The organism is Pseudodonghicola flavimaris, from assembly GCF_030164425.1.
GTDB lineage: Bacteria > Pseudomonadota > Alphaproteobacteria > Rhodobacterales > Rhodobacteraceae > Pseudodonghicola > Pseudodonghicola flavimaris.
The window spans coordinates 23,678-36,326 of record NZ_JASNJD010000017.1; the positions used below are offsets into that span (position 1 = coordinate 23,678).

At 66.4% G+C, this 12,649-nt stretch carries 11 protein-coding genes; 7 read left to right on the plus strand and 4 right to left on the minus strand.

The genetic code is table 11. The features are described from left to right. Positions 1–24 precede the first annotated feature (24 nt). Both QO033_RS18475 and QO033_RS18480 read right to left on the minus strand, forming a co-directional pair. The gene (locus tag QO033_RS18475) at positions 25–345 is read right to left on the minus strand and encodes a DnaJ family domain-containing protein (RefSeq protein ID WP_284482445.1); all 321 of its coding nucleotides are present in this window, start codon (positions 343–345) and stop codon (positions 25–27) included. Positions 346–373: 28 nt separating this feature from the next. Beyond that, complete coding sequence (locus tag QO033_RS18480) at positions 374–1,018, minus strand: TetR/AcrR family transcriptional regulator (protein ID WP_284482446.1); 645 nt, start codon at positions 1,016–1,018, stop codon at positions 374–376. Positions 1,019–1,335: 317 nt separating this feature from the next. On the opposite strand from QO033_RS18480, the gene QO033_RS18485 reads away from it, so the two are divergent. Next, positions 1,336–2,397, plus strand: coding sequence for a 3-deoxy-7-phosphoheptulonate synthase (locus QO033_RS18485; RefSeq protein WP_284482447.1), 1,062 nt, complete (start codon positions 1,336–1,338; stop codon positions 2,395–2,397). Between the two features lie 210 nt (positions 2,398–2,607). On the opposite strand, the gene QO033_RS18490 is transcribed toward QO033_RS18485, so the two are convergent. Both QO033_RS18490 and QO033_RS18495 read right to left on the minus strand, forming a co-directional pair. Further along, on the minus strand, positions 2,608–3,726 hold the full coding sequence (locus tag QO033_RS18490) for a THUMP domain-containing class I SAM-dependent RNA methyltransferase (RefSeq protein ID WP_284482448.1): 1,119 nt from the start codon (positions 3,724–3,726) through the stop codon (positions 2,608–2,610). A gap of 43 nt (positions 3,727–3,769) precedes the next feature. Beyond that, positions 3,770–5,443, minus strand: a complete 1,674-nt coding sequence (locus QO033_RS18495) for an amidohydrolase (RefSeq protein WP_284482449.1) — start codon at positions 5,441–5,443, stop codon at positions 3,770–3,772. A 365-nt stretch (positions 5,444–5,808) separates the two neighbouring features. Here QO033_RS18495 and QO033_RS18500 point away from each other — a divergent pair, with 365 nt between their 5' ends. The 6 genes from QO033_RS18500 to QO033_RS18525 all read left to right on the plus strand — a co-directional run bounded on the left by QO033_RS18500 (position 5,809) and on the right by QO033_RS18525 (position 12,566). Beyond that, on the plus strand, positions 5,809–6,921 hold the full coding sequence (locus QO033_RS18500) for an ABC transporter ATP-binding protein (RefSeq protein ID WP_284482450.1): 1,113 nt from the start codon (positions 5,809–5,811) through the stop codon (positions 6,919–6,921). 5 nt (positions 6,922–6,926) lie between these two features. Then, complete coding sequence (locus QO033_RS18505) at positions 6,927–7,901, plus strand: ABC transporter permease (protein WP_284482451.1); 975 nt, start codon at positions 6,927–6,929, stop codon at positions 7,899–7,901. Continuing rightward, on the plus strand, positions 7,894–8,721 hold the full coding sequence (locus QO033_RS18510) for an ABC transporter permease (protein ID WP_284482452.1): 828 nt from the start codon (positions 7,894–7,896) through the stop codon (positions 8,719–8,721). Before QO033_RS18505 ends, QO033_RS18510 begins: the two co-directional genes overlap by 8 nt. 81 nt (positions 8,722–8,802) lie before the next feature. After that, positions 8,803–9,828 (plus strand): ABC transporter substrate-binding protein, encoded by a 1,026-nt coding sequence (locus QO033_RS18515; RefSeq protein ID WP_284482453.1) that lies wholly within the window; start codon positions 8,803–8,805, stop codon positions 9,826–9,828. A 93-nt stretch (positions 9,829–9,921) separates the two neighbouring features. Further along, positions 9,922–11,151, plus strand: coding sequence for a serine hydrolase domain-containing protein (locus QO033_RS18520; protein WP_284482454.1), 1,230 nt, complete (start codon positions 9,922–9,924; stop codon positions 11,149–11,151). Further along, positions 11,148–12,566: an amidase gene (locus QO033_RS18525; RefSeq protein ID WP_284482455.1), complete on the plus strand. Its 1,419-nt coding sequence runs from the start codon at positions 11,148–11,150 to the stop codon at positions 12,564–12,566. The genes QO033_RS18520 and QO033_RS18525 overlap by 4 nt, the downstream gene beginning before the upstream one ends. Positions 12,567–12,649: the final 83 nt, after the last annotated feature.

Genomic DNA, 12,649 nt, shown 5'->3' on the forward strand with positions numbered 1-12,649 from the left:
TGGACCCGGGCGCGGATCCGCTCCTCATCCGCCGTAGTACTTGCGCCGAGCTTCCTCCTGGATCGCCAGCGCCTGGCTCAGCTCGGCGAATTTGCGCATCTCTTCCTTGCGGGCCACCGGGTCGGTGGTGTCGCGCAACACCCGCGCCTGCGTCTCGATGGCCTTGCGCAGTTCCACCTCCTTCGGCAGGGCGCCGGCCTCCGCCATGATGCGAAAGCCCGCCGCCTCGGCATAATCGCCGCCGCCCACCGGCGGCAGAGGCTTGCCGGCCCCCTTGAGGTTGTCGAGCTGCCCCTCGGCCTGCGCCTTGAGGATCTGCCGTTCCGAAAGCTGCGAGAATTTCATCCCTCTCTCCTCAGTCCTCCGCGCCGGGTCAGCCGCGCGGTTCCGTTGTGTCGCCCCCGCCCTGCCCCGGCGCCAGCAGCCCGCGCTCCGCCTCGTCGAACACCGGCCAGTAAAAGCGCAGCACCGGCGTCGCGCTGCGGCCAAAGGCGGTCAGGGCGCCGCTCAGCATCAGCGCCGCGGCAAGGGGGTCCATATCGGCGCGGAAAATCCCCCGATCGCGCCCCTTGGCCAGGATCTGGCGGAACCGGTCGGCCCATTGGCCGGTGAACTCGGCGATCATCGCCGCCACCGCCGGATTGTCCGGCGCCGCCAGCGCCAGCCGGGCGAAGCAGACGGACAGATCGGGCCGGTCGCGCAGGCTGTCGTGATAGACCTGCGCCTCCGCCCGCAGCTGGGCGCGCGGGTCGCCGGCCGGATCGGGATCGGGCGGCAGCAGGGCGAGAAAGGCATCGCGGCTGGTCTCTGCCACCAGCGCGATCAGCGCCGCCTTGGATTTCACGTGGAAATGCAGGGTGGAGATATTGATCGCCGCCCGCTCTGCCACATCGCGGGTGCGCAGCCCCTCCACCCCCTTCTCGGCAATGATCCGGCGGGCCGCCTCGGCGATCATCTCGCGCCGCGCCGCCTTGCGCAGATAGGCATGCGGGGTCTCGGGGGAATGCGTGGTGTCCATAAATCAATCATATGATTGATTCTTGAGAAATAGCAAGTCCGTTTCCCCCGCCCCCGCGCCAACCCGACCGGCGCCTGGAAATTTCAGGGGTGACAGCGGCGCGGAAATCGCCTATCCGGTTTCGCATGTCGAATGCTTGCCCCTTTGCCACCTATTTTTATTGGTTCCGCTCTCTTCAGCGGAGCTGGGTGGCTGTGTAGCAACGACAAAGGCAACACACCGATTTCCCAAGAGCCGCTGGTCCGACCGGCGGCTTTCGTGTTTTCCACCCCCCGGTCAGGCCCTCTCAAGACCAAACGCAGAGGACACCAAGACCCATGTTGACCCAGACCGAAGACCTGCGCATCGCCGATATTCGGCCGCTGCCCACCCCACAGGATCTGATCCGCGCCCTGCCCCGCGACGCGGCAGTGACCGAGACGGTGACCCGCGGCCGCGATGCGATCCGGGCGATCTTCGACCGCAGCGACGACCGGCTGCTGGTGATGATCGGGCCCTGCTCGATCCACGATCCGGCGGCGGCGCGCGATTACGCCACCCGCCTGGCCGGGCTGCGGCGGCAACTGTCCGACCGGCTGGAAATCGTCATGCGGGTCTATTTCGAGAAACCGCGCACCACTGTCGGCTGGAAGGGGCTGATCAACGATCCGCATCTGGACGGCAGCTGCCGGATCGATGACGGGCTGCGGATCGCGCGCGAACTGCTCCTGGACATCAACCGCATGGGGCTGCCGGCGGGGACCGAGTTCCTCGACCCGATCACGCCGCAGTATTTCTCCGACCTGATCACCTGGGGCGCCATCGGCGCGCGCACCACTGAAAGCCAGATTCACCGCCAGCTCGCGTCCGGCCTGTCCTGCCCGGTGGGCTTCAAGAACGGCACCGACGGCGGCGTCAAGATCGCGCTCGACGCGATCCAGTCCGCCAGCCAGCCGCATCACTTCCCTGCGGTGACCAAGGACGGCCGCGCCGCCATCGCCCAGACCACCGGCAATGACGATTGCCATGTGATTCTGCGCGGCGGCAACGGCACCAATTACGATGCCGCCTCTGTCGCCGCCGTCGCCGAGGCTGCGGCCCGCGCCGGGGTCGATCCGCGGATCGTCATCGACGCCAGCCATGCCAACAGCGGCAAGGACCCGGCGCGCCAGCCCGCGGTGGTCGCCGATGTGGCCGACCAGCTGCGCACCGGCGATTGCCCGGTGCGCGGCATGATGATCGAAAGCCATCTGGTCGGCGGTGCGCAGAAGCTGGTGCCGGGTCAGCCGCTCATCTACGGGCAGAGCATCACCGACGGCTGCATTGGCTGGTCCGAGACCGTCGCAGTGCTGGAGGATCTGGCGGGGGCGGTCGCCTCGCGCCGCCGGGTGGCCGCGTAACCGCCGGCGCGGCCTCCTGTCCCGGGGCCGCGCCCAAGCCGACCACGGGAGGGGGCGGCGCAACATCGACAGCCGGCGCCGCCTTCTTCTCTGTCCAAATACTCTCGCCGAAGGCATGGCGCGCAGCGCCATTCCCCAGCCCGCCATAATCCCCCCCGCAAGCGCCCGCCTCGCAAGCCGTTTTCCTGGGCCGCCAACCGGGCCGGCGGCTCAGGAAAGCTGACAGCGATAGAGCTTCACCTTCAGCCCGCCATGCGCCACCGGCGGCCCCGGCGGATCGAAGGGCAGGTTGCAGGCCTTGGCCAACCCGCCCTCGCTGGTGACCAGACCGACGCGCCAGCCGGCGAACCGTTCGCGCAGAACGCCCCCGAGGGCGCCGTAAAGACCGTAGAGCAGTTTCTTGTTGCCGATCCGCGCCCCGTAGGGCGGGTTGATCATCACCAGCCCGGGGGCGCCTTCCGGCGGGGTCAGATCGGCGAAGGGCATCTGGGTGAAACTGCACCACTCGGCCACGCCGGCGCGCGCAGCATTCTCGCCCGCCATCCGCACCGCGCCGGCGTCGCGGTCCGATCCGTGGAACCGCTGCGCCGGAATGCGGTCCGGCATCGCGGCGCCGGCCCGCATCCGCTCCCAGGCCGCGGCGTCGAACCCGGCCAGCGTCTCGAAGGCGAAGCTGCGCGACCGTCCCGGGGCCAGACCGGCGGCGATCTCGGCCGCCTCGATCACGAAGGTGCCGGAGCCGCACATCGGATCGACCACCACCTCCGCCCCGGTATAGCCGCAGCTGCGCAGGAACAGCGCCGCCATGGATTCGCGCAGCGGCGCCTTGCCCATCGCCTGCTTGTGACCGCGCTTGTGCAGCGGCTCGCCGCTGCTGTCGATGCTGAGCGTACAGAGGTTGTCCTCGATCCGCAGCATCACCCGCAGCGCCGCCTCCGGCGAGACCGGCGCGCCCAGTTCCTCGGCAATCGCCTTTTCGACCCGCTGCGCCGCCGCCTTGTGGTGATAGATCTTCGACGCCTTGCAGGTCGCCTCGACCCGCACCGGAACATCCCAGCGCAGGAACTGGCCCCAGGGAAACCGGCGCGCCCGCTTGTCCAGTTGGGCCAGGTGAAAGGCGCGGAATTCGCCCATCCGCACCACCACCCGGGTCGCCCCGCGCAGCCACAGATTGGCGCGCCAGACCTCCGCCCAGCCGCCCCGCAGGGTCACGCCGCCGGGCGTCAGCCGGGCGTCGGCAAAACCCAGCGCCCGCGCCTCGTCCAGAAGCGCGGGTTCCAGCCCCGGCAGGGCCACCAGAAAGATCTCGAAGTCGGCAGGTTTTTCCATCGCGCCTGCTTACCGCGAAGCCGGCGCGACGGCGAGGGGGATTTTACCCCTCCGAGGCCTGCCAGACGATCTGACCGTCACAGATGGTCATCGCCGCCCGGGCCCGATCCACCGCCGCGGCACCCAGCGCCTCCAGATCGCTGTCCATCACCACGATGTCGGCCAGCAGCCCCGGTTTCAGGCTCCCCAGACGATCCTCGTCAAATCCGGCATAGGCGCCGCCCGCGGTGTAGTAGCTCAGCGCCTCATGCAGCCCGATACGGTTGTCGGGATCGCCCGCCTTATACGGCTGGCGGGTCATCGCCGCCTTGACGCTGCGCATCGGGTTGATGTCGGCCACCGGCCAGTCGGAAGCGAAGCAGATCGGCACGCCGAGATCGCGCAGCGCCGCCACCGGGAAGGCATAGGGCCAGCGCGCCTCCCCCACCTTGAGGGTCCAGGGGGTCAGCGGGAAATCCAGCGCCCCCGGCGGATGCGACGGCTGCATCGAATAGACCACACCCAGTTCCTTCACCCGCGGGATGTCGTCGGGATGGATCACCTCGATATGTTCGATACGGTGACGGGAATCGCGGGCGCCATTGGCCTCACGCGCGGCCTGATAGCCGTCGAGCACCCGACGCACCGCCCCGTCGCCGATGGCATGGACCGAGATCTGCAGCCCCCGCTTGTCGGCCTCGACGCAGATGGCCTCGAACCGCTCCGCCGAATGCAGCGGCTCCCCCTTCCAGCCCGGCTGATCGGCGTAATCCTCGACCATCACGGCGGTGCCGCTGTCGATCACCCCGTCCATGAACATCTTCACCCGGCCCGAGCGCAGCCTGTCGCTGCTGAACTCCGCCGTCATGCGGCTGGCGATGTCGATCGAGTCAATCGGCGCCGTCTGGTTCATGTGATAGGGAATCTCGATCCGGCAGATCAGCTCGCCGCGCTGTTCCAGTTCCCGCAGCAGCTTCAGCTGATAGAGATTGCCATCCATGTTGTGCAGCGAGGTGAACCCGAAGGAGGCGCAATAGGTCAGCCCCCGGCGCATCGTCTCCAGATCCTCCTCCCATTGCTCCGGCGTGACCTCGATATCCGGTTCGTTGCCGGTCATCCCGAGGTTTTCGCGCCCGCCAGTGCTGCGATGGCGCATCACCAGCATATAGGCGTCGAATTCGCGCAGCTCGCCGGTGGCGGTGCCGTCCTCGCCCATCACCACCTCGGTGCCGATCACGGTTTCGGCGCCCTCAAGAATGCCCGCCATCTCCATCGCCGCGGTATTGGCCCAGGCGGTGTGATGATCGCCCGAGATCAGAATCACCGGCCGATCGGCCAGCGCCTGGTCCAGAAGCTGCCGGGTGGTCGCGATCCCGGCGCCGAACAGGTTGTAATCGGCCCCCTTGCAGATCAGCAGCGCCGCGTCGGGGTTGTCGTCGGCATATTGGCTGAGCGCCGCACGCAGCGCCTCCAGCCCCTGCACCCCGGCCAGCTGCAGCTGGCGCAGCCCCACCGCGCCGGGGAAGATATGCAGATGCGCCTCGGTCATCCCGGGCAGCACCGTGGCGCCCTTCGCGTCGATGCGCCGGGTCTCCGGCCCGGCCAGGGTGACGATCTCCGCGGCACTGCCGACGGCAAGCAGGCGATTGCCCGCGACCGCCACTGCCTCGGCGCGCGGGGCGTCGGGATCCATGGTCAAAACCTTGGCGTTCTCGATGATCAGGCTGGCGTTCGGCATGTGGTTCCTTCCCTGTTTCCGGCCGCGAGAGCGCATAATTTCCCGGCGCTTCCGGCGGTCACCTGACGTCAGATACGGCCGTGAACAGGGCGCATCTCGATCAACTTGATCAAAAGTTGACCCCCGTCAAATGTCAAGAAAAGCCATGCACATTCACTGTATTTCAGGGCAATATGTGCATGATTTTCAGAACTTACATCCCCCCTATCGCATATGATCAAAAACTGAACGCCGGTCAGAAAACTGCGCCCATCGCAGCGGGCGACCCAACAACAGGCTTGCCAAACCGCTCTCGCCCTGTAGCGTTTGATCAAAATACCTGTGGTTCTGGAGCGAACCACCAAAACGGCTGACGGGGAAAAACAATGCAGCACCAAGCCCAGCCGATGCCCAGCACCGACAGCGCCGACGATGTCGCTGTCGATGTGGACCGCATCTCAAAGATTTTCCAAGGTGAGGACGAGGTTCGCGCACTCGACGACGTCTCTGTCGCGATTCGGCGCAACGAGTTCTTCACCCTGCTCGGCCCCTCGGGCTGCGGCAAGACCACGCTTCTGCGGGTGATTGCCGGTTTCGAACCGCCGACCATGGGCGCGCTCAGGCTGGGCGGGCGCGATATCTCGCGGCTGCCGCCGAACAAGCGACCGATCAACACGGTGTTCCAGAACTACGCGCTGTTCCCGCATATGAGCGTAGCCAACAACATCGCCTTCGGGCTGGAAATGCTGGGCAAGCCAAAGGGCGAGATCCAGACGATCGTCTACGACATGCTCAAACTGGTGCAGATGGAGCATCTGAAGGCGCGCCGCACCTCGGAAATCTCCGGCGGGCAGCAGCAGCGTGTGGCTTTGGCCCGGGCGCTGGCCCCGAAGCCGGAAGTGCTGCTGCTGGACGAACCGCTCAGCGCGCTGGACCTCAAGCTGCGCAAGGAAATGCAGATCGAGCTGAAGCGGCTGCAGCATGAGACCGGGATCACCTTCATCTTCGTGACTCACGATCAGGAAGAAGCGCTGACCATGTCCGACCGCATCGCGGTGATGAACGCGGGCAAGATCCTGCAGGTCGGCAGCCCGCGCGACATCTACGAACGGCCCGCCGAACGCTTCGTCGCCAACTTCATCGGCGAGTCGAACTTCCTCGACGCGACGCTGAACGGCCATACCGTGACACTGAAGGCCGGTGGCCGATTCCAGGCCAGCCCGCCCGCCGGTGTCGCCGATGGCGCCGTCAGCGTGCTGGTCCGCCCCGAACACGGCCAGGTCCGCATGGGCGAGGCCGCCGAGGGCGAACTGGCCGCCACCATCGACACTGTGGTCTATTCCGGCGAGGCGACGACGGTTCACCTGCGGCTGACCACCGGGGAGCTGTTCAAGGCGAAGATGCCGAACACCCCGAGCGAGGATGGCCGCAGCATCGAACAGGGGGCTGCCGCCGCGCTGAGCATCGCGCCCGGGGCCGTCACCGTGCTGAAGGACTGATCCAGATGCCCGAGACCCCCGCCCCCGCCTCCGCAACAGCCGATGCCCCGGTGCCCGGCGGTCTGATCCGCGGCGAACTGGAACGCGAGCTGGAACAGACCGATAACCGGACCCGCTGGCTGCTGTCGCTACCGGCAATCCTGATCATCCTCTTCTTCGCCGCCGCGCCGCTGCTGGTCATGGTGGTCTATTCCTTCCTGACGCCCGGCGACTACGGCAACGTCAAGTGGATTTTCTCCACCGAAGGCTGGGTCAATGTGATCCTGCAGCGCGATATCTTCGACGACACGCTGATCTGGGCAGATGCCCATCTGTCGATCTTCTGGCGCTCGGTGAAACTGTCGATCGTCACCACGCTGCTGACGCTGATCTTCGGCGTGCCGACCGCCTGGTTCGTCGCCACCCGCCCCAAGGGCAAGCGCGAATTCTGGCTGTTCCTGGTCACGGTGCCGTTCTGGACCAACCTGCTGGTGCGCACCATCGCCATTCAGGAACTGATCCGCGCCGAGGGCGTGATCAACAACTTGCTGATGGCGCTGCATATCGTCGATCAGCCGATCCAGATGATGTTCACCGATTTCGCCATCGGCTTCGGCATGACCTATGTCTACCTGCCGCTGATGGTGCTGCCGGTCTATGCCGCGGTCGACAAGCTGGATTTCCGCCTGGTCGAGGCGGCGCATGATCTCTACGCCGGGCGCTGGACCGCGTTTCGCCGGGTGATCCTGCCGATGATCAAGCCCGGCATCATCGCCGGCTCGATCCTGGTCTTCATCCCCTGTCTCGGCGCCTATGTGACGCCGCGGGTGCTGGGCGGCGGCAAGAACCTGATGTTCGGCAACCTGATCGAGCTGCAGTTCGGCGCCGGCCGCAACTGGCCGCTGGGGGCGGCCCTGTCCTTCACCCTGATGGCCATCGTCATGGTCGCGCTGATCTACTATGTGCGCCTCACCTCGCGCGAGGAGAAAACCGATGTCTGACACCGCCCTGCCCCGTCACAGCTCGCGCGGCTATTCGGTCCGCTCCCTGCCCGGTTTCGCGGTCATCGCCCTGTTCACCATCTTCGCGCTCTATGCGCCGATCCTGATCCTGGTGGCCTATTCCTTCAACGCCGGCAACTCGCTGGCGATCTGGGAGGGATTCTCGCTGAAATGGTACGCCCAGGCGGCCCAGAACAGCGCCGTGATCGACGCGGCGATCCGTTCGCTTTATCTGGCGCTCTCCGCCGCCGGCGTCGCCACCGTCGCCGCCACCATGGCGGCGCTGGCCACCACCCGGACCCGCCGGTTCCCCGGCAAGACGATGATCTATGCCCTGATCAACCAACCGCTGATGGTGCCGGAGATCGTCACCGCGGTGGCCCTGTTGATCGTCTTCGCCTGGATCAAGGTCGCCACCGGCTATACCAGCATGATCTATCTGATCGCCGCCCATACCGCCTTCTGCGTGCCCTTCGCCTATCTGCCGATCCGCGCGCGGCTGGAGACCATGGACTACACGCTGGAGACCGCCGCCCGCGATCTCTATGCGACGCCGATGCAGGTGTTTATGCGGGTGACGCTGCCGCAGATGTGGCCTGGTATCATCGCCGGCATGATGCTCGCCTTCGTCATTTCGATGGATGACGTGGTGATTACCGAATTCGTCAAATCCGCCGGCCAGGAAACCATCCCGACCTACATGCTGGGCCAGCTGCGCCGCGTCGTCACCCCGGAGGTCAATGCGATCTCCACCGTGATCCTCGCCGCCGGTGCGATCCTGGTGTCGCTGTTTTTCTGGCTCAGCCGGGAACGGCGCTGATAATCTGAGTTCAACCGACCAACCGGACATTCAAGAATCCGGGTCAAACAAAAAAGAAACGCAACAAGGAGACATGAAGTCATGAAACGTCTGTTTGCCGCAGCCTCGGTTCTTGCGATGACCGCCGCTGCCGCCGCCTCGGCCGAAGAGCTGAACCTTTACAACTGGGGCAACTACACCAGCCCCGAGCTGCTGGAGAAATTCGAGAAAGAGACCGGCATCAAGGTCATCGTCACCGATTTCGACAGCAACGACACCGCGCTTGCCAAGGTCAAGGCCGGTGGCCACGGCTTCGACCTGGTGGTCCCCTCGGCCGCCTATGTGCCGATCTGGATCAAGGAAGGCCTGCTGGAAGAGGCCCGTCCCGACCAGATGGAGAACTTCAAGAACATGGACCCCGCCTGGGTCGATGTCGACTGGGATCCGGGCCGTCACTATACCGTGCCGTGGCAATGGGGCACCACCGGCGTGGTGGTGAACACCAAGTACTATGACGGTGACATCGACACCTCCGCCATCTTCCTCGATCCGCCGGAAGAGCTGAAAGGCAAGATCAACGTGGTCCCGGAGATGGGCGACGTGATGGGCCTGGCGGTGATGTATTACGGCGGCGAGCCCTGCACCGGCGACAAGGAAATCCTGAAAAAGGTGCATGCCGGCCTGATCGAGGCCAAGAAGAGCTGGCTCGGCATGGACTACGGCAACATCGAGAAATTCGCCAAGGAAGACCTCTGGGCCGGCGTCAACTGGAACGGCTCGACCTTCCGCATGCGGCTGGAGAACCCGGCGATCCACTACGGCTATCCGAAAGAAGGCTTCGTCGTCTGGATGGATTCGGTCGCCATGCTGAAGGATGCCACCAACCCCGAAGCGGCGAAAAAATTCATGAACTTCATCATGGAGCCGGAAAACGCAGCGCTGATCTCGCAATTCGCCCGCTATGCCAACGGCATCAAGGGCTCCGAAGCCTTCATGCCCGAGGACATGAAAACCGCCCGCGAGATCAACATCCCGGCCGAGCTGAAGGACAAGGGCCGGTTCCTGCCGACCTGCGAACCGGACGTGCAGAAGCTCTACACCCGGATCTGGACCGATCTGCAGAAATAAGAGCCGAGGGGGCATTGTGCCCCCTCTTTCCCTTCCCCTCCCGGGGAGGGGCCGCCCGGCCGGCCCGGGCGACAGTCTGATCCGAAAGCCCCCATGCGCAGCTATCGCAATTCCGACCCGCGCCCGCCGATCATGCAGGGCCACCCGGTGCCGCCGGAGTGGCGGGTGCCGCCGCACGACTGGGACAGCCCGCCCTGGAACCGCTGGGCGTTCCAGCATATGCGCGAAATGGTGCCCACCGTCGAGGTCCGCCGGGGCGAGACCGTCTGGCCGCTGCCCGGCACACCGGGCGATATCGCCGGGATCCCCTATGACACCCTTGACGGCCGCCGCTCCGACTGGGGCGCGATGCTGGAGGAGACCTACACCGATGCGGCGCTGATCTGGCTCGACGGCCGGGTGATCGCCGAAACCTACTGCAACGGCATGGACAGCCGTCGCCCGCATATCGCCTTCTCGGTCTCAAAGAGCGTGGTCGGCGCCGTCGCCGGCAGCCTGATCGCCGAGGGGCAGCTGGACCCCGCCGCGCCGGTCACCGACTATGTCCCCGAGCTCGCCGCCACCGCCTGGGCCGGCGCCACGCTGCAGCAGGTGCTGGACATGACCAGCGGCACGACTTTCGACGAAAGCTATGGCAATCAGGACGCGCATGTCTTCCTGCTCGACGTCGCTGCCAATATCAAACCCATCTACCCCTTCATGGACCCCGACCGGGTGCCCGGCTGCATCTGGGAGCTGATCCTGTCGCTCACCGAGGCCGAGGCGCCGCACGGCAGCCGGTTCGAATACCGCTCGATCGAGACCGACCTGCTCGGCGCGCTGATGGAACGGGTCAGCGGCCAGCGGCTCGCTGATCTGGTGTCGGACCGCCTGTGGGCGCCGATGGGCGCGGCAGAGGACGGCTTCTTCACCGTCGATCGTGCCGGCTTCGCCATGGCCGATGGCGGGTTCAACGCGACGCTGCGCGATTTCGCCCGGTTCGGCCGGCTGCTGCTGGAAGACGGCGCACGCGACGGCCGCCAGATCCTGCCCCGCACCTGGATCGAGGACATCCGCGCCGGCGATCACGGGCTGTTCAACGCCCAGGGCCGCGACATGCTGCCCAGGGGCCGCTATCGCAACCAGTTCTGGATCGAGGACGACAGCCGCCCGGCGCATCTGAGCCTCGGCATCTTCGGTCAGCATATCTATGTCGACCCCGAGATCGGCCTGGTCGCGGTGAAACTGTCAAGCTGGCCGGATTTCCTGAGCGCCGAGGGTCACATGCAAAACTGGCTCCGCGCCGTCAAAGCGGTGGCCGCGGCATATGGGGCCCCGGCATGAGCGATGATCTGATCTACATGAGCGCCACCGAAGCGCTCCGCCGCTTCGCCGACCGCAGCCTGTCGCCGCTGGAGCTGCTCGACGCGCAGATCGCCCGGGCCGAGGCGGTGAAGGACCCGGTCAACGCCCTGACCGACTGTTATTTCGACGAGGCCCGCAGCGCCGCCCGCGCCGCCGCCGACCGCTGGGCACGCGGCGCCCCGCTGGGCGCGCTCGACGGGCTGACGGTGGCGGCCAAGGACGAAAGCTATATCGCCGGCAAGCGCACCAGCTTCGGTTCGCTCATCACCCGCGATTTCGTGCCCGAGGAGACCTCGGTCAACAACGAGCGCATCATGGCCCAGGGCGGCATCATCCACGCCCGCACCGCAACACCGGAATTCTCCTGCGCCGGCGTCACCTGGAGCCGGCTCTGGGGCGTCACCCGCAACCCCTGGAACCCGGAGATGACGCCCGGCGGCTCCTCCGGCGGCTCCGGCGCCGCACTGGCCGCCGGCATGACCACACTCGCGACCGGCTCCGACATCGGCGGCTCGATCCGCATCCCGGCCTCCTGCTGCGGGCTGGTGGGCTACAAGCCACCCTATGGCCGCAACCCCGACGATCCGCCCTTCAATCTGGATTTCTTCTGCCACACCGGCCCGATGGCGCGCAGCGTCGCGGACACCATCCTGCTGCAGAACGTGATGTGCGGCCCCTCGCCCCGCGATATCGCCACGCTCTATCCCAAGCTGGAGCTGCCCACCGCCTACCCCGATCTGAAAGGCTGGCGCATCGCGCTGTCGATGGATCTGGGCAGCTATGTGGTGACCGAGGAGGTCCGCGCCAATACCCGCGCCGCCGCCCGGATCTTCCGCGATCTCGGCGCCGAGGTCGAGGAGATCGATATCGGCTGGGGCCCCGAGGTGCAGCAGGCCTGCTGGGATTACCTGAGCCATCTCTTCGGCGGCTCGATGGCACAGCTCCTGTCCGAACACGCCTGCGACATGACCCCCTATTGCCGCGACTTCGCCGCCAAGGCGCAGCAGAGCCAGGTGACGGATTACCTCAGCGCGCTGGAGACCGCCAATGCCGCCTATCGCAAGCTCGGCCCGCTGCTGGAACAGTTCAACGCGCTGATCTGCCCGACCACCGGGATTCCGGCGGTGGCCGCCGATTACGATATGACCGGGCTGGAGATCGACGGCACTCCGGTGCGGCCGGAACTGGGCTGGGCGCTGACCACCCCCTTCAACATGCTCAGCCGCTGCCCGGTGCTGCAGCTGCCCTCGGGCGTCGCCGCCAACGGCGTGCCCACCGGCCTGCAGATCGTCGGCCCCAGCTATCGCGACGCGGTGGTGTTCCAAGCCGCCATGGCCTTCGAAACCGCCCGCGGCAGCTGGTATCAGAGCCCGGAAACCCGCCCCGCGCTCTGATGCCCTCGCGGGCACCGCGCCCGCGTCTTCTTCTCTGTCCAAATACTCCCGCCGGAGGCACCCGCCGGCCCGCCCCAGGCGAC